Origin of the sequence: Haloarcula sp. S1AR25-4, from assembly GCF_031624555.1 — an archaeon.
Lineage (GTDB): Archaea > Halobacteriota > Halobacteria > Halobacteriales > Haloarculaceae > Haloarcula > Haloarcula pellucida.
Genome location: NZ_JAMQOR010000004.1, coordinates 148,053 through 168,575 on the forward strand (window position 1 = coordinate 148,053; position 20,523 = coordinate 168,575).

The window sequence follows — 20,523 nt, forward strand, 5'->3', positions numbered from 1 at the left end:
GACGGTGGACCCACCCAAATGGTTAATAAATACACAGTTCCTCTGTGCTAGGTAATGTCAATCGATGATGGGGTTTCCCACACGCTCTCTCGTCCGACCAGGCGTGGTCTGCTCCGGGCGCTGGGCATCGGCGTCGCATCGTCGGCAGCAGGCTGTAACGGGCTGTTCGGTGACGGTGGCGGCACCACTACCACCCAGACGCAGACCGGCGTCGACACCGACGAGGCGGGACGACGGGAACCGGCCGGCGAGTTCGTCGGCGTCGCCGGGTCCGACGCCAACTCGCTGAACTGGCTGTTCACCAACGACACCACGTCCGGGGCGTTCGTCGGCCTCACGCTCGACGGTGCGTGGGCCGTGGACGACGACCAGAACGTGTTCCCGCTCTGGGCCGAACCGTCGACGGACGACGGCCAGACCTACCGGATCACGCTCCGTGACAACCTCCGATGGGGCGGCGGGTACGGCAGGATGACCGCCGAGGACTGGGTGTACATGATACGGAACGTCTTTCAGGGGGAGGACAACTGGGCGGGCTATACGAACGCTGGCGACTGGTTCCGGCAGGGCGAGCCGATTCCGGTCGAGCGGATCGACGACCTGACCTTCGAGATCCGGCTTCCCGACGTCGACCCGTCGTTCCCGCTCAAGCCAGTCATGTGGGGCCAGAGCTGTCTTCCGAAGGGGATTCTGGAGACGTACGTTCCCGACAAGGACACACAGGGCCTCCAGCAGGACGAGGAAATCAACCAACTCCAGTACACCGGCAATCTCGGCCCGTACACGTTCGAGGAGTGGGAGCGAGAGTCGCAGTACGTCACCACGCGCAACGACGAGTACTACGTCCGTGAACTCGACGACGTCGGCGAGGAGTGGCGCAACGCACCGTACTTCGACTCGTACACGATACGGGTCATCTCCGAGGAGTCCTCTCGGTTGAACGCGCTTCGGGAGGGGGAAGTGACGAGCGCCGGCATCCCTCCGCAGAACGCTCGGGAGTTTCAGGAACTCGAAACGGTCGACGTGTACGTCCAGCCACAACCGTTCGTGCAAGCGCTCAAGTACAACATGCGGGCCAACGGGTGGCGACTGTTCAGGAAGGTTCCGGTCCGGCAGGCGTTCGTCTGTGCCGTCAACAAGCAGACGCTCGCAGGGAACCTCTATCGCGGGTTCGCCGAACCGGCCTTCACGATGCAGCCACGGTTCTCTAAGTGGTACGTCGAGGCGGGCATCGAACAGTACCGCTTCGGTGTCGACGACCTCTACGGTCCGGACCCGGCCAGACGGCGGATGCGCCGTGCCATCGAGGGGACCGACTACCGGTACGACGGTGACACGCTCCTCGGCCCGGACGGGTCGGCGGTGACGCTCTCGCTGTACGCCAGTACAGCGAGCAGGACCAACCAAACGCTGGCGGAACTCGTCGCTCAAGAGGTCGAATCGAACCTCGGTATCGGCGTCCGCATCGAGACGGTGCCGGGCAACACGTTCCAGCAGAAGTACGCGGCGAACAGTCCGCCGAGGGGGACGGAGGTCCCGTGGAGCGCCGGCCTGTTCAACGGTGGGCCACGCGACGTCTCAGTCAGTCAGGAACCGTGGGACATGTCCGTCGTCCTCGGGTTCAACACCTACCCGCGAACGCCAAGTTCGAGTGCCACGTTCTTCAGGACACGGGGGAACGTCAATTATTACGGCTACGTCCCCGAGTCGAACATCCCGGAACTGTACGCCAAGGCGTCCCGAACCGTCGACGAGGAGCGGCGACGAGAGCTATTCGCCGAGGTGTTCGAGAAACTCGCCCGTGAACAGCCCTTTGGCTTCCTGCTGATGCCGTCGAACATCGTCGGCGCACAGGACGAACTCGTCGGACCGACGGAGACGTTCGCGAGCGGCTGGAACTCCCAGACGTACTACTTCGAGTCATGAGGTGGTACGTCGCCCGGCGGCTCCTCTGGGCGGTCGTCGCCACGTTCGTCATCCTCTCGATAACGTGGGCACTGCTGTACGTCACAGAGCAACAGGCGCTCACCAGCATCCAGTTTCAGGCCGCCGTCTCCGGTGGCGACGCGGAGGCCGCCAGAGCGGCCTACGAGCAACAGCGCGGCCTCGACCGGCCGCTGTGGCGGCAGTACGCCGACTACATGACCAACATGGCGACGTTCAACTGGGGATACAGCACCTCTCGGGGCCAGCCGGTGACCGCGGCTATCGCGGACGCGCTCCCGTATACGATGATGTACTCCGTGCCGTGGACGATTCTGACGGTCGCCTTCGGGCTGTCTATCGGCCTGTACTCGGCGACGCACCAGTACTCCCGGTTCGACTACGCCGCGACGTTCCTCGCCTTCTTCGGGTACGCGATTCCGAACTTCTGGTTCGGCATCGTCCTGCTGGTGCTCTTTGGCGTCCACCTCGACCTCGTCCCTATCGTCTTCGACCCGGACGCACCCGTGTTCAGTCTGGCCAACGCCAGACAGCTCGTCTTGCCCGTGTTCGTCCTGACGACGGGGTCTATCGCGAGCCTGACGCGGTACACCCGGGCGGAGGCACTGGAGTACGTCGAGGCCACCTTCACGAAGACGGCGAAGGCGAAAGGCGTCTCGGAGCGACGGATACTGCTGTTGCACGTGCTTCGGCCCGCCGCCGTGCCGCTCTCGACGATTCTGGTGGCGGACCTGCTCGGACTGTTCATCGCGAGTTCGTACCTCGTCGAGGTGGTGTTCGGCATCCCGGGGCTCGGACAGTTGAGTTTCAAGGCCATCCAGAATCAGGATACGCCGCTGGTGCTGGCGACGACGCTCGTCGGCGTGTTCATCGCCGTCGTCGGCAACCTGTTACAGGACATCGCTTACACGGTACTCGACCCCCGCATCGACTACGGTGACCGCTGATGAGTCTGGACTCCCCACGCCGTCGCTTCGAGGACATCGACTGGGAGGCCAAACGCGGCATCGTGCTGCGCCGACAGACAGCAGGGTTCCTGACCACGCTCGCGGCGCTGGCACTCGTCTTCGCGTTCGACTACGTTCGAGAAGCCCCGCTGTTCTCGCCGAATCCCGTACTCCGTGACGGCTGGGACCTGTCCCAACTGGACTGGCTGTTCGTGGTTTCGCTTGCCCTGTTCGTCTTCTACGTTCTCGTCCCGCTGGCGACCCACCGACGGATGACCGCCCACTACTGGCGGGAGTTCCGGAAGAATCGGGCCGCCGTGGTCAGCCTCGGATTTTTGCTTCTCGTCTTCACGCTGGGACTCGTCGGGCCGCTGCTCGTCAGCAAGCCACAGGTCGAACTCACACAGAGCTACCAGCCGCCGGTCGGTCTCGCCGTCGACAGTTCCGTCCCGCTCAGTTGCGGCGGTGACGTCGTCGACGGGCGATGTCACGGAAGCTGGCAGTTCCCGCTCGGGACGACCGGCGACGGCAAAGACATCCTCTCGCTGGTCGTCCTCGGGATGCGCGTCTCGATTCGTATCGGCCTGATAACGTCGTTTCTCATCATCAGCATCGGCGCGACGGTCGGCACCGTCGCCGCCTACGTCGGCGGCCTCGTCGACGAGGTGCTGATGCGCTACGTCGACATCCAGCAGGTGTTCCCATCCTTCCTGCTGTACCTCTTGCTCATCTACCTCTTCGGCGGGAGTCTGCTGATGTTCATCCTCGTGTTCGGGCTGCTCAGTTGGGGCGGGACCGCCAGACTCGTCCGGAGTGCGGCCCTCCAGCGGTCGGAAGACGAGTACGTCGAAGTCGCACGCTGTGCCGGCGCAGGCACGGGACACGTCATCAGACGCCACATCCTGCCGAACGTCTCGGGGACGGTCATCACGAACCTGACGCTGTTGATCCCCGGGCTGATTCTGTTCGAGGCGGGGCTTGCGTTCCTCTCGCTGGGCGACCCGACGATACCCTCGTGGGGCCAGACGATTGCCGCCGGCCGCTCGGACCTCCGGACGGCGTGGTGGATTTCGACGGTCCCGGGGGTCTTTCTGTTCCTGACGATTCTGGCGTTCAACTTCGTGGGCGACGCGCTACGGAACGCGCTCGACCCCCGTTCGGAGGGGGAGCGATGAGTCAGCACCAGCGGGGGGCGACCGAGACACAGCAAGAGATGTCGCTGCTGTCCGTCCGTGACCTCACCGTCGAGTTCGAGACTGACCGGGGGCCACTCCGGGCCGTCGACGGCGTCGACTTCGACGTAGAGCGGGGCGAGACTGTCTGTCTCGTCGGCGAGAGCGGGAGCGGTAAGACCGTCACCGCAGAGACGATAACGAAGTTGATCCGGATGCCGCCGGGGCGTATCGTCCGCGGCGTGGCCGAACTCGACGGCCGAGACCTGCTGTCGCTCTCTGAACGAGACCTACGCGCCATCCGCGGCGACCGCATCGCCCACGTGTTTCAGGACCCACAGCACGCGCTCAACCACTGCTACACCGTCGGCTGGCAGATTCGCGAAGCGATACAGGTCCACGAGGACGTAAGCGACGCCGCGGCCAGAGAACGCGCGCTCACGCTCCTGGATCAAGTCGGGATTCCGGACGCGACGACGCGGTACGACGACTACCCACACGAGTTCTCCGGCGGGATGAAACAGCGAATCGTCGTCGCGATGGCGCTCGCGGCCACTCCGGACCTGCTCATCGCCGACGAACCGACGACGGCACTCGACGTGACGATTCAGGCGCAGTTGCTCGACCTCCTCGAATCGATCCAGACGGAGTACGACATGGCGATTCTGCTCATCACCCACGACCTCGGCGTCGTCGCCGAACTCGCCGACCGGGTCGTCGTGCTGTACGCCGGGAAAGTGATGGAACGCGGGAGCGTCTACGACGTGTTCGACACACCGGCCCATCCGTACACGCAAGTGCTGTTTGACTGTCTGCCCGGCCGCGGCCGGCCGCTCCGGAGTATCGGGGGCACGCTACCGGACCTCCACGACCCCCCGCCGGGATGCCGATTCGCCAGCAGGTGCGAGTACGCTCGCAACGAGTGTCACACGGGCGACCAGCCGCCGCTGTACGACGTCGCGGACGCCCAGACCGCGTCCTGCGTGTACTACGGGCCCGGCGGTGACCCGGACGCACTCCGAAACGGCCAGTCAGAGGGTGACCCGGATGGCTGAGCCGCCGCTGTTCGAGGTGGAGAACCTGACGAAGCACTTCCCTATCACCGAGGGCGTTCTCAGGCGACAGGTCGGGACCGTGCGGGCCGTCGACGGCATCGACCTCTCGGTCCGGCGGGGCGAGACGGTCGGCCTCGTCGGGGAGTCCGGGTGCGGGAAATCGACCGCGGCCCGGACGATGCTCCGACTGGAAGAACCCACCGCCGGGTCGATACGCTTCGAGGGCGAGGAAGTCACCGACCTCTCCGGACGGGCGCTGAAGGCGTTCCGGCGCAATGCACAGATGATCTTTCAGGACCCGAGCGCCAGTTTCGACCCCCGGATGACCATCGGGGAGTCGGTGGCCGAACCGCTCGTCATCCACGGCGTGACCGACCGCGAACTCCGGCGAGAGGTGACCACGGACCTGCTAGAGCGGGTCGGCCTCTCGGCTGACGACGTCGACCGGTACCCCCACGAGTTCTCCGGCGGCCAGAAACAGCGCGTCGCGCTGGCTCGTGCGCTCGTCCTCAACCCGAGCCTGCTGATCGCCGACGAGCCGACGAGCGCGCTCGACGTGTCCGTCCAGTCGGCGATTCTCGGGTTGCTAGAGGACATCCAGCGGGAGTTCGGCCTCGGGCTCCTCGTCATCACCCACGACATGGGTATCGTCCGCGAGATCTGTGACCGGACAGCCGTGATGTACCTCGGCGAAATCGTCGAGGACGCCCCGACGGCTCGGTTGTTCGACTCGCCACAGCATCCCTACACGGAGGTGCTCATCGCCTCGATCCCGACGTTCGACCCGCGGAAACGTGGCAACCGGGTCGAGCTACGCGGGGACGTGCCCTCTGCCGGTGACCCACCGAGCGGCTGCCGATTCCACACGCGGTGTCCGAAGGTCATCCCGCCGCCGGGATACGACATCGACCAGCGGGCGTGGCGCGCCGTCCTCGATTTCCGCCGTCGCCTCGCCACGGACGGCGTCGACCCCGAGTCGGTCCGGGAGTTCGTCGCCGCCGAAGCCGACACCCCGGTCGGGGCGGTCACCGACGAGCAAGTCCGGGCCGCCATCCGTGCGGAGTTCGACATCCCCGACACGCTCGGGGACCCGGCGGCCGAGGAAACCCTCGACGCGGCGCTGACGAACGTCCTCGGCGGCGACGTGGACCGCGCACACAGACGCCTCGAAGACGCCTTCCCGACCGTCTGTGCCCGCGAGGTCCCAGCCGAGGTGTGGGTGACCGACGAGCATCGTGCGGCCTGTCACCTCGTCGAATCCGACGGGGCGCGCCACTCCTGAGTCGACTTCCCGCGGGTCGCCGCCCGGACCAGCCGAAAACGCGCGTCGGCGTCGTCAGGTTCGGTCCGACACCCGCAGGTTCACCGGCCCCTCCGGTTGGGTCGTCATCTGCGGTGCCACCTCGATACCGCTGTCGGCGTCGAGGCGGTACCGCCGACCGATTTCGGCGAGCACCGCCTTCGCTTCGAGGCGAGCGAAGTGCCGTCCGATACAGGTGCGTGGGCCAGCCCCGAACGGAACGAACGCGTGTCCTCGGTCTCTGGGCGAGGTCTCCGCCCACCGTCCCGGGTCGAACGTGAGCGGGTCGTCGTAGAACCGCGGATCGCGGTGGAGACACCAGACGCTGAGCAACACCGTCGCGCCCTCGGGAATCGCGTAGTCGCCGACGCCGACGGACTCGGTCGTGACGCGCGGAATCGCGTGTACCGGGGGGTACAATCGGAGCGTCTCGTCGACGATCCGTTCGAGGTAGTCGAGTTCTTGCAACTGATCGAACGACGGCCGTCCGTCGAGGACGGCGTCGATTTCGGCGTGGAACCGGTCGGCGACCGTGGGGTGTGTGGCTATCTGGTGTAACGCGTAGGTCATCGCGAGCGCCGTCGTCTCGTGTCCGGCAAACAGCATCCCGACCACTTGATCGAGCACCTCCGACTGGTCGTACGCCGAGTCGGGGTCGTCGCGCAACTCGGCGAGCGTGGCGAGCAGGCTATCCTCCTGTGGCCGCTCACCGGACGCTGCCAGCAAGGTCCGCGCTCGCTCGCGCAACTCTGCGCTCCCGCGCTTGAACTTGTGACGGGCGGGTGTCGGCACCCACTCGGGGAGGGCCCACGACGTCGGCTTGAACCACAGATTGAGCGCCTGTGCGGCGGTCGACAGTTCGTCGATTTCCTCGTCGGAGAGCGACTGGCCGAGCACCACCTCGAACAGGTTGTGCAGGGCGATAGCTTTCATCTCTTCGTCGACGTGGACGGACTCCCCCGACGCCCAGTCAGCGACCCGAGACGCGGCGACCTCGGTCATCGTCTCGGCGTGGTCTGCGAGACGCCTCGGACTGAAAAACGGCTCCATCGAGTGGCGCTGTCGCTGCCACTGGTCGCCTTCGACCGCGAGCAGGGCGTCTCCGAACGCCACTTCGAAGTCGTCGGGTTTGGCGAAGGTATCCGGATTCGACAACGCCGTCCCCACGTAGTCCGGATGTGCGAGCACGTACACGTCTTTGCCCAGTAACTGCATCCGGAACGCGTCGCCGGTCGAGTCCACCGACTGTCTGACGAAGCCGAACGGGTCGCTCACGAAGGCCGCCGTATGTCCGACTACCGGCTTGCCGGGTGGTGTCGGGGGACGGGAGTTCGTCCGGGGCATCTACTTCGGCCGTGGACCGCGGCAGGCAAAGGTGTTGGTTCTCGCAGTTCGCCGGTGCAGTGCCCGACGTCGACGGCAAACCGAAACCGCCACAAGCGACACGTACGGTCGCTGTTCTATATGCTCACAGATATCGCCAAGACGTACTCGGCGGTTTTCGCGCCCGAACTCTTCGTTCTTCTCTGTAGCGTCCTCGTCATCGGCTTCGAGTGGCACCGCGATTCAGCGCGCTCGCCCGCCGGACTGACTGCTCGGTTCGCCGTCCTCGGTCTGGGGTGGGGCGTCGCGTTCGCCATCTATCAGGGCGTACCACTGGCGGTCGAGACGGTCCCCGAGTGGGGGGTAGACGCCACTGGCAGCGCGGGGTTGGGAATCGGGGTACTCGTGATCTGGTTCGTCTGGCGGAGACGGAACTGGGGGGCTATCGTGCCGGAGTACGCGCTCCTCCTTGTCGCCGCGACCGTCCCACATCTCCTCGTCACCCCGTTCTGGGACATATCGAGTCACGTGCTGTACGCACTGGTGCCAGCGGGCTATCTGCTGTTCGTGGATAGACGGTTCGTACCACTGTTCGCCGTCGCAGTGGGGATGGTCTTCGCTCGCCCACTCGCCGGAGCGCATACGTGGCTGCAGTCCGTCGGCGGGGTCGCGCTCTCTGTCGTCCTCTTGCTCGCGGTGTCCCGTCTCGAATCCTCGGCGAACGGCGGTGGTGTGCGATGAGACGTGACTTCGCGCCGGGTCACACTTCGCCCACGATGCCCTGAGACATCCCGCGCAGGTGTCGAGGCCCCGGGAGGACCGTCGCAACGCCCCCTCGCGACGGTACGGGAGACACTTCGGATGCGTCGATACAACAGGATCGTTGCGTTCCTCAACCGTAGACAGAGGCTCACGCTGACGCAGTCCCAAGAAATAGGTGCTATCGGTTGGTATCGGCACCTATGACTCGCTACGAGAATCTCCTCGAAGTCGAACTGGACGAGTGGGAGGACGGCTACGGGGTCTTGCAGGTCGTCAAACCCGACGACGCCGACGAGGCGGAACTCCGGTTCTGTTACTACAACGAGGACGGCCGGTTCACGAACCGGCCGCTGAGTCTCGCGCCGGACGCGGACGTCCTCGAACGAACCACTGAGATGGTCGAGAACCTCGGCTACGTCGCCCGGACGTTCGACCCCGACGAGATACGGGAACTGATCGACACGCTCGGCGAAGAGCGAGTCGTCGAACTCGCGCAACTGGTCGACACGCTCGGGGAGGCGCGGTTGGCCGAGATTCTGGACACGTGACTACGCGTACACGACGGACGGGAGGTCTCCCCACCGCTTCGATGCGAGCGTCGACGACGTCGGACGCTGCCCACGCCCGAGATGCGTTCTCATACTGGTGGCTGTAACAAACTGCAGTAATTCGCCACCCCGGGGTGGCGAATATCTGTACGAACTTACAGCCACCAGTATCAGGCAGTGTCACCGGTAGACGGTGACGACTGGTCTATCCCTGCGTCGTCGCGCCGTCCTCGAATGACGGGGGACACCGGGGAGTCCGTATTAGGGCCACCGGCCGGCCTGCTCGCCGGCGTCGATGACGCGCTGGAGCGCGACGACGTAGGCGGCAGTCCGGAGCGACGGTAGCTCTCGGTCCTCGTAGGCATCGACGAGGTTCCAGAACTGCTCGACGATGGTCGCGTCCAGTTCCTCGTTGACGCGGTCTTCGGACCAGTAAAAGCGCTGACGGTTCTGTACCCACTCGAAGTAGGAGACGACGACACCGCCGGCGTTCGCGAGGATGTCCGGAACGACGAGGACGTCGTCGTCACTGAGAATCTCGTCGGCCGCGGGCGTGATCGGGCCGTTCGCTGCCTCGGAGACGACGTCGGCAGAGATTTCGTGTGCCAGTGACTCGTCGATGGCGTTTTCCAGCGCAGCCGGGATCAACAGGTCCACGTCGAGCGTCAGCAGTTCGTCGTTGGTGAGTTCGTCCTCGGCGTCGGAATACCCGACGACGCTCCCGGTTTCGCGTTTGAACTCCTTGACCGCGACGGGGTCGAACGACTCCTCGGTGTAGATGGCACCGCTGGAGTCCGAGACGGCGACGACGTCGGCGCCCATCTCGTAGACGAGTTTCGCCGCGATCCACCCGGCGTTACCGTAGCCCTGCACCGCGACCGTCGCGCCTTCGATGTCCTTCCCGAGATAATCGAACGCCTCACGCGCTGCGACGACCGTCGAACGGCCTGTCGCCTCGACACGCCCCTCGCTCCCACCGCTCGAGAGGTCTTTACCGGTGATGACGCCGGGCTCCGTCGTGTTTTCGATGGTCTCGTACGTGTCTTTGATCCAGTTCATCTCACGCTGGCCCGTGTTCACGTCGGGGGCGGGCACGTCACGGTCGGCGCCGATAAGCGGGGTCAGTTCCTTCGCGAAGGCGCGCGTGATTCGTTCGAGTTCGCTCTCGGAGTACTCGGCCGGGTCGATGACGATGCCGCCTTTCCCACCGCCGAGCGGGATATCGCTCGTCGCCGTTTTATAGACCATCCACCCCGAGAGGGCCTTGACCTCGTCGCGGCTGACCTGCGGGTGGTAGCGGATGCCGCCCTTGTACGGCCCACGGTCACCGTTGAACTGCGAGCGGTACGCGCGGAACACCTCGACCGAACCGTCGTCCATCTCGACCGAAAGGTTCGTCTCTAGTATCCGCTCGGGATTTTTCAGCCGCTCGATCTGCCCGTCGGAGACGTCAAGGTACTCTGCTGCCTCGTCGATCTGTGTCCGTAAACTCTGGTACGGATTTACATCGGACATGTATCGACCAGCGAAATCGAGACACCAAAAGCTATCCATTTCATCCGGAGACTTACACTATCTGGCGACAGCGTAGCCACTGGATACAGGGCTTACTCCGCTCGGTTTCTCGGTTTTGTGTTGTTACAGTATTATCTTCTTATCAAATTCTTTAATAATCACACGGCCCTGTTCTTCGGAGACACGAACAGCGGTCTCCGTATCGAGTGCCACAGCATCTCCGACCCGCTCTCTCTCGCTCGCTGGAACGTCGACGCGGTCGACGTTCGGCAGTAGGCAGTCGCGATGATCTGCGAGTTCGAGGAGCGCGTCTCCACTGGGGAAGTGCCAGATTCGCGTGACGGACCGGAAGACCGGCAACGACGTCGGTTCCGCTACGTGTCTGACGGCTCTCGTCTCTTCTAGGCGACTTTGGACGTCTGTCATAGCTGAGTCGAATCCTGAGAGTGTCGCTGTCCCTCCCCGGACGTCTTGGTCAGACCAGCGGGCCCGCGTTTCGCGGCAGCCGTGTTCACGGCCATCGGTGAGCGCTCCGTACCGGCCGCCGAATCAGATATCGGCGGGCCTGCGTGGCCATCGGTCGTTCCGGTGGCGGCGATTCCCGAACCGAGCGACATCGTTACTCCATCGGAGTTTGTCGGTTTCGCATCTCGCCGCCACAGTTAGGACAGGGGTCTGGGTTGTCCTCCGCAACGACGACGGACCCACACTCGAAGCACTCGTACGGCGTTTCCTCGTCGGGGGTCTGCGAGACATCTCTCATTGTGCGTTCACGAGTGCCAGCCGTCGGTCCGTGGCACTCACGTGGTACAAAGGCGGGTACGAGCGAATATCCAGCAGTTTAGCATCAAAGTACGCTGAGGGCCGGGTGTTAACTATTGAACCCTGTCGCCCGATGCCGCAACCGAGACGCTCTGTTCCTCGAAGAGCGTCGTGAACAGTTTCCGTTGGACCGTCCGGACGTGCTGATAGAACGCTGGCGGAGAGATATCGAGCATCGTCGCGACGTCTTCACCGGTACTCTCGCGCGGCGACTCGAAAAAGCCGCTGTAATAGGCCGTCTGAACGACTTCGAGTTGCCGTTCGGTGAGGTCAGAGAGGAACCGCGAGTAGACGTCGTGTTCGGCCGCTTGGTCGAACGTTTGCTTACTGTGGAGTTCGACGTCGGAGAACGCTTCGTCGACCAACTGCGAGATGTTCCGGACGTCGATACTGTCCGGGACGTCGATGGTCAGTGTCGTCGACGTCGCATCGGCGGTCGCCTCCCGGAAGACGGCGCCGTGGTCGGCCAACTCCAGTGCGAGAAACGGCCGAGCGAGTCCAAGCCGCAGGACACCGCCGTCGCTTTCTTCGCTTATCTGTCGGACGTCGTCGATGCCGGCTAGTTCGGATGCGGCGGCCGCCACGGTCTCGACGACGGCGTCCTCGACGGTGACGAACACGTAACTCCCGTCTGTCGTCTGCTGTACGCCCCCCTGATACGAGAGGGTGCAGTCGGCCACCCGAGCGAGACGCGAGAGGATGAACGTCTCGTCGTCGATTTCGAACGCGACGCGCGTCAGCGACGTCGTGAGGAGGGCGTTCTTCCGCTCGATGGCACTGAGTGCGGAGGCGATCGTCTCCCCGAGTTCGGCCAGTACGGCACGGGCGGTCTCGTCGAACGCGTCCCGGGTATCGGCGTAGACGGTCAAGACGCCGTGCGTGAGATCGTTGTACACGAGGGGGATACTCAGCACGGACATGAAATCGCGGGTGAGCGCGTCCGCTCGCCACTCGTCTTCCCGGAGGTTGGTCGCGACGTTGGGAACCATGGTCACGTCGCCGGTCGCCGCTGTCTTCCCGGCTGGCTCGGTGCCCGACGCATCGACGGTGAACTTCTGACTGTCCAGGTATCCCTGTTCGTCCCCCGCCCACGCCCGTGGTTCGAGGGTGTCGGTCGTCGAATCGACGCCGCCGATCCAGGCGAAACTGAACCGCTCGTCACTGGTCAGCAGTTCGCTGACGGTGTGGTCGATCTCGTCACGCGTCTCCGCCTGAACGATCGCCCTATCGATGGCTCTGATCGTCTCGTTGATACGGTTCAGTGCCGTGAGCTGTTCGTTTTGCTGCTGTAACTGTCTGTCCTGTGCGCGGAGCTGTGACTCCCGTCTGACCCGATCGAGCGCTGCTTCGGCGGTCGCCGCGAGCAGGTCTGCCAGTTCTCGGGTGACGTCGTCGAACGCGGCGACGTCCGGAGACCCTGCGACGAAGATACCGTGGTCGCCCAGCGGGACGTAGCCCGCACTTCTGAGGTCTGTGGCCCGGTTTTCGAGTCGGTCTGCCTCGTGGACGTCGTCGAAAAACAGCGCCGTCCCTTCGATAAACGCGTACCCCGGAAGCGAGTCACCGTCGGCGTGAATCCTCGGCAGTGGGCCGTGGAGGTCGCGCATGGTCTGTGAGTGTGTGGCGGGCCGGAGTTCGTTGGTGTCGGCGTCGAACAGATATATCGCGGTCGCCTCGAGATCGAGGGCGCTCGGCGAGTCTTCGACGATATGTTGGGCAATCTCGTCGTGCGTTCCGGCGTACAGGAACCCACGCGCCAGTTCCTGAAGCGTCGCGAGCGCCTCCTCGCGTTGCTTGCGTTTCGTGATGTCTCGACAGCTATAGAGGAACTTACCGCCCTGAATGTCGACCGCTCGGACGTTGACGAGGAGCGTGTGCTCACGGCCGGCCTTGTCCGTCGCCGTACACTCGATGTTCTTCAGGCTCCCGGTCGCTGCGAGTTCGTCGCGGTCGAAGAGGTCCTCGCCGAGGAGGTCGTCGATCGTTCCCCCGTCGCGAATCTCCGCTGCCGTGTATCCGAAGATGAAGTGGACGTTGGGACAGACGTACGTGTACTCGCCGTCCTCGTCCGTGATGAGGACGGTGTCGGTCATGTTGTTGAGTGTCACTCGGTGGAGTTCCTCTGACTGTCGGAGGTCGCGTTCGAGCGAGACTCGTTCCGTGATCTCGACGCCCCTGATCACGATCGACGTGAGGTCGCCGCGTTCGTTTTCGACGGGGCGAACGGACAGATCGATGACGCGCTGGGATTCGCTGTCCGGTGGTTCGGAGAGTATCGAGTTGCCGGCGGTCCCGTCCCGCGTCTCCTCGACGAGTTGTCGGACGTCGTCCTGCATCGCCGCCGTCTGTGACCACCACGGCAGCGTCCAGAAGGGCTCGCCCAGAACCGCTTCGGCGTCTACGTCGATCATCTCACGCGCCCTCTCGTTCGCACGGACGAGCGTCCCGTCGGGGTCTAGCACCCACGTCGCCGTCTGCGTGTCGTTGAACACTGCGTCGAACTGCTGTGCTCGGTCGCGCTGGACGTCCGCCTGCGACGTGGTACGGAGCGCTTCTTCGGTACGGTTCAGTACCGTGTCGACAGTCCGGTCGATCGGCTCCGTTACCACGATATAGTCGGTGACGCCGGACGCGATCGCGTCGCTGGCGATAGTCTCGTTCCCGTTGGCCGTCCCGAGGAGAACGGGTACCGCCGACTCTTCGCTTCGAACCGCTTCTACGAGTTCGACACCGGTCGTCTCATCGAGCGCGTACGCCGTGACGACACAGTCGACGAGGCCGTCCCGGACGGCATCGAGCGCGTTCGCTGCCGTCTCGGCGGTGTGTACTGTCCCAGCGGTGTCCGAGTCGATCCGTTCGGCGAGTCGTTCGAGCCAGCCAGCCGTCCCAGCGAGGAGGATGCCCGCGGAGTCGAGCGGTGAGTCAGAATCCGCCATCAGTCTCCCTCAGACGTAACGTCGCTTCGATACGGTGTGTCGGAACGGGCTCGGGACCGGTCGCGAAGACCCGCTGTCGAACTGCAAACGGTGTCCATCGATAGTTCACTATCTAGCCCCTGTTTGGTAAAGACGTTTGGTACTCAACCAGCGCGGTACCCAACGGACTCCACCGGTCTCTCACTGCCGCTCGCCCCCCAGGGACTGACCGAGGAAGTCGACTCCGTATGCCCGTCCGCCCCACTCGCCGACTGCTGTCAACTGTACAACAACATGATGGTGGGTGCGCCCGATAGCTAACCCATGGACGATCATCCGGAATACGGCCGGTCAGACTCGCTGGAAGCGGACGTTCCTCACCGGTCGGAATCGACGGTTCCGTGCTGTCGGATTTGCCAGCTAGACGCGAATACCGAGACGCGCGGGCCGGGACCACCATCGGCCGAGCAGCACACGCCGTCACCCGCCCACACGGAACACGTCCACGGCGAGTCTGCCCACGACGCACCAGACCCCGACGGTCACGGCGGCCACGGCACACACACCGACCACAGCGGCCACGAACGGTTGTTCAAGCGCCGGTTCTGGGTGTCGCTCGTGCTCTCGATTCCGGTCGTCTTCTTCAGCGAGTTCGTTCAGGACGTGTTCGGCTACACTGCGCCCGCGTTCCCGGGTAGCGTCTGGATTACGCCTGTCCTGTCGGTCGTCGTCTTCGCCTACGGCGGCGTCCCGTTCCTCTCGATGGCTCGCGCGGAACTCGCGAATCGCGAACCGGGGATGATGCTGCTCATCTCGCTCGCCATCACCGTCGCCTTTGGCTACTCCATCGCCAGTCTGTTCCTCGAGGGCACGACGCCCTTCTTCTGGGAACTCGTCACGCTGATAGACATCATGCTGCTTGGCCACTGGATGGAGATGCGCTCCGTTCGACAGGCGTCCGGCGCACTCGACGAACTGGCGACGCTCATGCCCGACACCGCCGAGCGCGTCACCGAGGGTGGGGACACGGAGACGGTTCCGGTCTCCGACCTCTCGGAAGGCGACGTCGTGCTCGTCCGACCGGGCGCCAGCGTCCCGGCCGACGGGACAGTCGTCGACGGCGAGTCGTCCGTCGACGAGTCGATGATCACCGGTGAATCCCGGCCCGTCGGCAAGGAACCCGGTAACCCGGTCGTCGCCGGGACGGTCAACCAGGACGGCAGTCTGCGCGTTCGCGTCACCGAGACGGGCGAGGAGACCGCACTCGCGGGTATCATGCGACTCGTCGAGGAGGCCCAACGATCCAAATCCCGGACCCAGCTACTCGCCGACCGCGCGGCCGGCTGGCTGTTCTACGTCGCCCTCTCCGTCGCTGGCATCACCGGCGTCGCGTGGGTCGTCGCGTCAGGGCTCAATATCGGCGTCCTCGAACGGGTCGTGACGGTCCTCGTCGTCGCCTGTCCGCACGCGCTCGGACTCGCCGTCCCGCTGGTCGTCGCTATCAACACCTCGACGGCCGCGGAGAACGGGATACTCGTCCGCGACCGCATCGCGATGGAGGAGGCCCGAAACCTCGATACGGTGATGTTCGACAAGACGGGGACGTTGACGAAAGGCGAACAGGGCGTCGTCGGCGTCAGCGTCGCCTCGGGGACGCCACGAGGGGACGCCGACAGCGAGGCACAAAGCGCCACGGGCCGGTCGCACGGGGCAGGTCCGCGCGAAGAAGCCGCCGACGTACGCGCGTGGGACGAGGAGCGCGCGTTCGCGGTCGCCGCCGGCGTCGAGGGCGACTCCGAACACATGATCGCCCGCGCCATCCGGACCGCGGCACAGGAGCGCGGCGTCCAGCGAGCGCCGGCCTCGAACTTCGAGAACCTCCGTGGTCTCGGCGTCAGAGCGACCGTCGACGGCGACCCTGTCCATCTCGGCGGCCCCAACCTCGTCGAGAAACTCGACATCGAGCGGCCGCCCGCCATCACGGCGTTCGCCGACGAGGCGGGGGCGAACGCACGGACCGTCGTCTATCTCGTCCGTGACGAGACCGATATCGTGGCGGCGTTCGCGCTCGCGGACGTCGTCCGCGAGGAGAGCTATCGGGCCGTCGAGGCACTGCACGCGATGGGCATCGAGGTAGCGATGCTGACCGGCGACTCAGAGGACGTGGCACGGGCCGTCGCCGAGGAACTCGGTATCGACCAGTACTTCGCCGAAGTGCTGCCAGACGAGAAGGACACGAAAGTCAAACGGCTCCAGTCCGAGGGGAAACTGGTCGCGATGGTCGGCGACGGTGTCAACGACGCCCCCGCGCTGACGCGGGCGGACGTCGGCATCGCCATCGGCTCCGGGACGGACGTCGCCATCGAAGCGGGCGACATCGTCCTCGTCGACAACGACCCGGTCGACGTGGTACGCCTCGTCCGCCTCTCGAAAGCAAGCTACCGCAAGATGCAGGAGAACCTCGTGTGGGCGACCGGCTACAACGTGTTTGCACTGCCCCTCGCGGCCGGGGTTCTCGCGCCGGTCGGCGTCCTCCTCTCGCCGGCCGTCGGGGCCGTCTTCATGTCGCTGTCGACGATTATCGTCGCCCTCAACGCCCGCCGGCTCGGTGGCCTCGACCTGACCGCGTGACCCGACTGCCGCGGCCGACCCAGCGACGCCCGCTCAGTCGTCGGCCTCGGCCTGTTCGGCCCGCGGCACCGTCACGTCGGTCAACCCGGCCTCTATCTGTTCGCGCTGGCCCTCGAACTTCCCGGGGAGGACGAGTCGCTCGCCGAGTTCCTCGAGCGGTTCGTCGTCAGTGTAGCCGGGGTCGCTGGTCGCGAGTTCGAACAGCACGCCGCCGAACTCCCGGAAGTACACCGAGCGGAACCAGTGGCGGTCGATCTGCTGTGTGGGTCGGAGTCCCGCCGACTGGACGGCCTCGCGCATCGCCTGCTGGTCCTCGTCGGTCGGCGTCTGGAACGCGACGTGGTGGACCGTGCCGTGACCCTGCCGGCCGCTCTCGATGGTCGGGAGGACGTCGACGTACGTCCCGACCGGGCCGGTAGCGGCAAAGCGGGTTCGCTCGTCGCCCGGCCTATCGCCCTGTGCCTGTTCGGTGCCCACTTCCGCAAAGCCCATGGTCCGGAGCAAGTCCGCCGTCGGGGCCGGATCGGCCAGCCACAGCGTCACCGAGTGGAACCCGCGGATAGCGGAATCCTCGGGGACGAACTCCGTCCACGGGACCGTCGGATCGTCCTCGGGAATCTCGACTTCGACGAGTTCGACCGGGAGGCCGTCGGGGTCGCGGAACGGGAGGACCGTCTCTCCGAACCGCTCGACGCGGTCGTCGTAGTCGACCCCGTACTCGTCGAAGCGGTCCTCCCAGTAGTCGAGACTGCCCTCGGGGACGCGGAACGCGGTCCGGGAGACCTGTCCCGACCCGACCGTCCCCCGCGTGAGGTCTTCCCACGGGAAGAACGTCATGCTGGTCCCCGGCGTCCCCTCGGCGTCGGCGAAAAAGAAGTGGTAGGTCTCGGGGTCGTCCTGATTGATGGACCGTTTCACGAGTCTGAGACCGAGCGTCTCGATCCAGAAGTCCACGGTCCGCTGTGGGTCGCTGGCGATACACGTCACGTGGTGGATGCCCGGTGTGGGAGTTGGGTCCGTCATTAGCCGGGATACGCGCCGAAGCCACTTCAATACGTGTTGACGTGAGTGTTACCGGGTCTCAGCGGGGCTCACCCGCGACGACGTGGTACGTACCGCTCCGGTCTCTGCCCGACCCTCCTCGGCGGCGGTCGCCGCCGAACCACACACCTCGAACTGTCACGTCGAAGCGTGCCTTCGGGCAAGAACTATCGGTGCTACTGCCGGCAGTTTCAGGCCGCTTATCACCGCCCGGCGAGGAGATCCATCTCGGTCGCTGGTCGAGTACTTTGTTGCCCACCACGCTCTATCGGCGACCGACCCCCCCAACTCATCTCTTCGGTGCCGTTTTTGTTCACGTCGCCGCCTCGGTGCTCGTCGTAGCGTTCGAGTGGATACCCGAGCGGCGGCCGTCGACGTGGTCGCTCTGGGCCGGGCCGGCGCTCCGTCCGACGTCGCCGGCGCGGTGTCAAGCCGGTGTCTCGACAGGGGACTGCGCTTCTTCCGCGAGCGTTTCGAGGAACTGCTCGGCGTCGAGGGCCGCCATACTGCCGGTCCCGGCGGCCGTGATCGCCTGTCGATACGCGGGGTCTGCTACGTCACCGGCGGCGAAGACGCCGTTTACGGCCGTGTTCGTCGTCGGCCGTCCCGTCTCGTCGGTCCGGGTCCGGACGTAGCCCTCCCCGTCGCGTTCGACACCGGTCCCGTCGAGGAACTCGGTGTTGGGCGTGTGACCCACGGCGTAGAACACGCCGCCGACGTCGACTGTCTCCCGTTCGACGTCGGTACCGGACTCGGCCTTCTCTCTGGGGAACCCGTCGGGATGTGAGACGAGCGTGGCACCGGTGACGCCCTCTTCCTGCGAGCCGTGGATGGCTTCGAGTTCCGTGTTCCAGCGGACCCGGACGTTCTCGTGTTCGCGGACGCGGTCAGCCATGATTTCGGACGCACGCAGTTCCTCACGGCGGTGGACGACCGTCACGGAGTCGGCGAACTTCGCGAGGAAGAGTGCCTCCTCCATCGCGCTGTCGCCGCCACCGACGACGAGGACGTCGTCGCCGCGGTGGAACGCGCCGTCACAGGTGGCACACGTCGAGAGGCCGTGGCCCATGAGTTCGGCCTCGTTCTCGGCACCGACCCAACGTGCGCTCGCACCGGTCGCGACGACCAACGCTCGTGTGCGGATCGTATCGCCGGTCGACAGCGACAGTTCCAGCGGCTGGCCATCCAGAGTGGCGGACTCGATGCGGCCGTGCTGGAACTCCGCGCCGAACTGTTCGGCCTGCGATTTCCCGCGCTGGACGAGTTCCATGCCGCCGACGCCGTCGGGGAACCCGAGGTAGTTCTCGACGTCGGTCGTCAGCGTGAGCTGGCCGCCCGGTTCGTCGCCCTCGAGGAGGAGGGGGTCGAGGTCGGCGCGCGCAGCGTAGACCGCCGCCGAGAGGCCAGCGATCCCCGAGCCGGCGATGACGAGGTCGTGTACGTCCTCAGTCATTTATTCCGTGTAGGACTCGATGAGCGCTCGGAGCTCCCCTTCGGCTTTGAGGCCGACGACCTCCTCGACTCGCTCCCCGTCGGCGAACAGGACGAGCGTCGGGACGCCCCGGACGCCGTAGGCGGCCGCGAGTTGCTGGTTGGCGTCGACGTCGACTTTGGCGACGGTCGCGTCGGTCTCTGCGGCCAGCGTCTCGACGATGGGTTCGAGCATCTGGCAGGGGCCACACCAGTCGGCGTAGAAGTCCGTGAGGACGACGTCGTGCTCGGCGACGACGTCGTCGAGTTGGGACTGCCCGTCGACGTGGAGGGGTTCGTTCGTGGTGGTAGTGCCGGTGTCGGCTGCAGTATCAGTTGCCATCACCAGTTCGTAAGCGCCAGTGCCAATTAAGTGTTTTGGGGAATACACACAATACTGAACAATTCTAACTGTCGAATCGACGTGTCGGCAGTGTCCCTTCGTCCCCGCGAGAAAACCAGCTCGCCGTCGGAAAACCGGACCGCTACACGGTGAGAGACGAAGTTAGCTTTCGACAGTGGGAGTCGAGGGCTCAGACTGCTCGTACTTCTCTTCGAACTCCTGGATGAGCTGGCCCATCTTCGCGTACCAATCGTTGAGCATCCGCTGCATGTCGTCAGCGATGTTCGAGGGGTCGGTCGGCCTGTAGACGTGGTAATACCCGCCCTGCTCGTAGTTCACCTGCTCCTTCTGGATGAAGCCGGCCTGCAGTAGCCGTTGTACGGCACGATACGCGGTCGACCGCTCGCGGTCGACCTTTTCGGCGATCTCGTCGATCGTCAGCGGCTCTTCGGTCTGGACGAGTTCCTGAAATATCTCCTTATCGAGCTGCTTGAGCCCGTGGAAACACTCGAGGAGCCCCTCACACACCATGTCCCGCTGGAGTTGTTCGGACATCGAATCTGGCATCGGTATCACGTATTCGTACGTGCTGTGTTGTTAAAAGATTTGTGTATGGATTGCACAATTGCGCGCCACACCTACTGGAGAGCGCGGTGGCGACGAGTCCGCGATGTGTCGTCTAGTGGGCAGACAGCAACAGATGACCGCGGCCGTGAGACGGCATATCGACGCCGG

General features: G+C 64.9%; 17 protein-coding genes. 8 read left to right on the forward strand and 9 right to left on the reverse strand.

Features of this window, described 5'->3' with window-relative positions:
- The first annotated feature begins 54 nt into the window (after positions 1 to 54).
- The 5 genes from NDI85_RS17605 to NDI85_RS17625 are packed head-to-tail and all read left to right on the forward strand — an operon-like array spanning position 55 to position 6,400.
- The gene (locus NDI85_RS17605; protein WP_310916504.1) at positions 55 to 1,926 is read left to right on the forward strand and encodes an ABC transporter substrate-binding protein; all 1,872 of its coding nucleotides are present in this window, start codon (positions 55 to 57) and stop codon (positions 1,924 to 1,926) included.
- Positions 1,923 to 2,891, forward strand: a complete 969-nt coding sequence (locus NDI85_RS17610; RefSeq protein WP_188997308.1) for an ABC transporter permease — start codon at positions 1,923 to 1,925, stop codon at positions 2,889 to 2,891. Before NDI85_RS17605 ends, NDI85_RS17610 begins: the two co-directional genes overlap by 4 nt.
- Complete coding sequence (locus tag NDI85_RS17615) at positions 2,891 to 4,066, forward strand: ABC transporter permease (protein WP_310916505.1); 1,176 nt, start codon at positions 2,891 to 2,893, stop codon at positions 4,064 to 4,066. The genes NDI85_RS17610 and NDI85_RS17615 overlap by 1 nt, the downstream gene beginning before the upstream one ends.
- On the forward strand, positions 4,063 to 5,118 hold the full coding sequence (locus NDI85_RS17620) for an ABC transporter ATP-binding protein (protein WP_310916506.1): 1,056 nt from the start codon (positions 4,063 to 4,065) through the stop codon (positions 5,116 to 5,118). The genes NDI85_RS17615 and NDI85_RS17620 overlap by 4 nt, the downstream gene beginning before the upstream one ends.
- The gene (locus NDI85_RS17625; protein ID WP_188997318.1) at positions 5,111 to 6,400 is read left to right on the forward strand and encodes an ABC transporter ATP-binding protein; all 1,290 of its coding nucleotides are present in this window, start codon (positions 5,111 to 5,113) and stop codon (positions 6,398 to 6,400) included. The genes NDI85_RS17620 and NDI85_RS17625 overlap by 8 nt, the downstream gene beginning before the upstream one ends.
- Positions 6,401 to 6,454: 54 nt before the next feature.
- Here NDI85_RS17625 and NDI85_RS17630 read toward each other — a convergent pair whose 3' ends face one another.
- On the reverse strand, positions 6,455 to 7,762 hold the full coding sequence (locus tag NDI85_RS17630) for a cytochrome P450 (protein ID WP_310916507.1): 1,308 nt from the start codon (positions 7,760 to 7,762) through the stop codon (positions 6,455 to 6,457).
- 120 nt (positions 7,763 to 7,882) lie between these two features.
- On the opposite strand from NDI85_RS17630, the gene NDI85_RS17635 reads away from it, so the two are divergent.
- Together NDI85_RS17635 and NDI85_RS17640 are read left to right on the forward strand one after the other, a co-directional pair.
- Entirely contained in the window at positions 7,883 to 8,482 is a 600-nt protein-coding gene (locus tag NDI85_RS17635) for a hypothetical protein (RefSeq protein WP_310916508.1), read from the forward strand.
- Positions 8,483 to 8,703: 221 nt separating this feature from the next.
- The gene (locus tag NDI85_RS17640; protein ID WP_310916509.1) at positions 8,704 to 9,051 is read left to right on the forward strand and encodes a hypothetical protein; all 348 of its coding nucleotides are present in this window, start codon (positions 8,704 to 8,706) and stop codon (positions 9,049 to 9,051) included.
- 261 nt (positions 9,052 to 9,312) lie between these two features.
- On the opposite strand, the gene NDI85_RS17645 is transcribed toward NDI85_RS17640, so the two are convergent.
- The 4 genes from NDI85_RS17645 to NDI85_RS17660 all read right to left on the reverse strand — a co-directional run bounded on the left by NDI85_RS17645 (position 9,313) and on the right by NDI85_RS17660 (position 14,324).
- Positions 9,313 to 10,566, reverse strand: a complete 1,254-nt coding sequence (locus tag NDI85_RS17645; RefSeq protein ID WP_188997326.1) for a Glu/Leu/Phe/Val dehydrogenase — start codon at positions 10,564 to 10,566, stop codon at positions 9,313 to 9,315.
- Between the two features lie 123 nt (positions 10,567 to 10,689).
- A complete protein-coding gene (locus NDI85_RS17650) occupies positions 10,690 to 10,992 on the reverse strand; it encodes a hypothetical protein (protein ID WP_188997328.1) in 303 nt (100 codons plus the stop codon).
- Between the two features lie 193 nt (positions 10,993 to 11,185).
- Positions 11,186 to 11,329, reverse strand: a complete 144-nt coding sequence (locus NDI85_RS17655) for a rubrerythrin-like domain-containing protein (RefSeq protein ID WP_166973830.1) — start codon at positions 11,327 to 11,329, stop codon at positions 11,186 to 11,188.
- A gap of 112 nt (positions 11,330 to 11,441) precedes the next feature.
- Positions 11,442 to 14,324 (reverse strand): bacterio-opsin activator domain-containing protein, encoded by a 2,883-nt coding sequence (locus tag NDI85_RS17660; protein ID WP_188997330.1) that lies wholly within the window; start codon positions 14,322 to 14,324, stop codon positions 11,442 to 11,444.
- Between the two features lie 303 nt (positions 14,325 to 14,627).
- Here NDI85_RS17660 and NDI85_RS17665 point away from each other — a divergent pair, with 303 nt between their 5' ends.
- Positions 14,628 to 16,934 (forward strand): heavy metal translocating P-type ATPase, encoded by a 2,307-nt coding sequence (locus NDI85_RS17665; RefSeq protein ID WP_310916510.1) that lies wholly within the window; start codon positions 14,628 to 14,630, stop codon positions 16,932 to 16,934.
- Between the two features lie 33 nt (positions 16,935 to 16,967).
- On the opposite strand, the gene NDI85_RS17670 is transcribed toward NDI85_RS17665, so the two are convergent.
- From NDI85_RS17670 to NDI85_RS17685, 4 genes are all read right to left on the reverse strand, one after another.
- Positions 16,968 to 17,957, reverse strand: a complete 990-nt coding sequence (locus NDI85_RS17670; protein WP_188997332.1) for a ring-cleaving dioxygenase — start codon at positions 17,955 to 17,957, stop codon at positions 16,968 to 16,970.
- Positions 17,958 to 18,402: 445 nt separating this feature from the next.
- Positions 18,403 to 19,428, reverse strand: coding sequence for an NAD(P)/FAD-dependent oxidoreductase (locus NDI85_RS17675; RefSeq protein ID WP_188997334.1), 1,026 nt, complete (start codon positions 19,426 to 19,428; stop codon positions 18,403 to 18,405).
- The gene (gene trxA / locus NDI85_RS17680; RefSeq protein ID WP_188997336.1) at positions 19,429 to 19,788 is read right to left on the reverse strand and encodes a thioredoxin; all 360 of its coding nucleotides are present in this window, start codon (positions 19,786 to 19,788) and stop codon (positions 19,429 to 19,431) included.
- 162 nt (positions 19,789 to 19,950) lie between these two features.
- On the reverse strand, positions 19,951 to 20,355 hold the full coding sequence (locus NDI85_RS17685; RefSeq protein WP_188997338.1) for a helix-turn-helix domain-containing protein: 405 nt from the start codon (positions 20,353 to 20,355) through the stop codon (positions 19,951 to 19,953).
- Positions 20,356 to 20,523 lie beyond the last annotated feature (168 nt).

Bases quoted from the DNA above. Each gene is read 5' to 3' on its own strand.
- NDI85_RS17605 (WP_310916504.1), top strand. From the start codon at position 55: ATGTCAATCGATGATGGGGTTTCCCACACGCTCTCTCGTCCGACCAGG.
- NDI85_RS17610 (WP_188997308.1), top strand. From the start codon at position 1,923: ATGAGGTGGTACGTCGCCCGGCGGCTCCTCTGGGCGGTCGTCGCCACG.
- NDI85_RS17615 (WP_310916505.1), top strand. From the start codon at position 2,891: ATGAGTCTGGACTCCCCACGCCGTCGCTTCGAGGACATCGACTGGGAG.
- NDI85_RS17620 (WP_310916506.1), top strand. From the start codon at position 4,063: ATGAGTCAGCACCAGCGGGGGGCGACCGAGACACAGCAAGAGATGTCG.
- NDI85_RS17625 (WP_188997318.1), top strand. From the start codon at position 5,111: ATGGCTGAGCCGCCGCTGTTCGAGGTGGAGAACCTGACGAAGCACTTC.
- NDI85_RS17630 (WP_310916507.1), bottom strand. From the start codon at position 7,762: ATGCCCCGGACGAACTCCCGTCCCCCGACACCACCCGGCAAGCCGGTA.
- NDI85_RS17635 (WP_310916508.1), top strand. From the start codon at position 7,883: ATGCTCACAGATATCGCCAAGACGTACTCGGCGGTTTTCGCGCCCGAA.
- NDI85_RS17640 (WP_310916509.1), top strand. From the start codon at position 8,704: ATGACTCGCTACGAGAATCTCCTCGAAGTCGAACTGGACGAGTGGGAG.
- NDI85_RS17645 (WP_188997326.1), bottom strand. From the start codon at position 10,566: ATGTCCGATGTAAATCCGTACCAGAGTTTACGGACACAGATCGACGAG.
- NDI85_RS17650 (WP_188997328.1), bottom strand. From the start codon at position 10,992: ATGACAGACGTCCAAAGTCGCCTAGAAGAGACGAGAGCCGTCAGACAC.
- NDI85_RS17655 (WP_166973830.1), bottom strand. From the start codon at position 11,329: ATGAGAGATGTCTCGCAGACCCCCGACGAGGAAACGCCGTACGAGTGC.
- NDI85_RS17660 (WP_188997330.1), bottom strand. From the start codon at position 14,324: ATGGCGGATTCTGACTCACCGCTCGACTCCGCGGGCATCCTCCTCGCT.
- NDI85_RS17665 (WP_310916510.1), top strand. From the start codon at position 14,628: ATGGACGATCATCCGGAATACGGCCGGTCAGACTCGCTGGAAGCGGAC.
- NDI85_RS17670 (WP_188997332.1), bottom strand. From the start codon at position 17,957: ATGACGGACCCAACTCCCACACCGGGCATCCACCACGTGACGTGTATC.
- NDI85_RS17675 (WP_188997334.1), bottom strand. From the start codon at position 19,428: ATGACTGAGGACGTACACGACCTCGTCATCGCCGGCTCGGGGATCGCT.
- trxA (WP_188997336.1), bottom strand. From the start codon at position 19,788: ATGGCAACTGATACTGCAGCCGACACCGGCACTACCACCACGAACGAA.
- NDI85_RS17685 (WP_188997338.1), bottom strand. From the start codon at position 20,355: ATGCCAGATTCGATGTCCGAACAACTCCAGCGGGACATGGTGTGTGAG.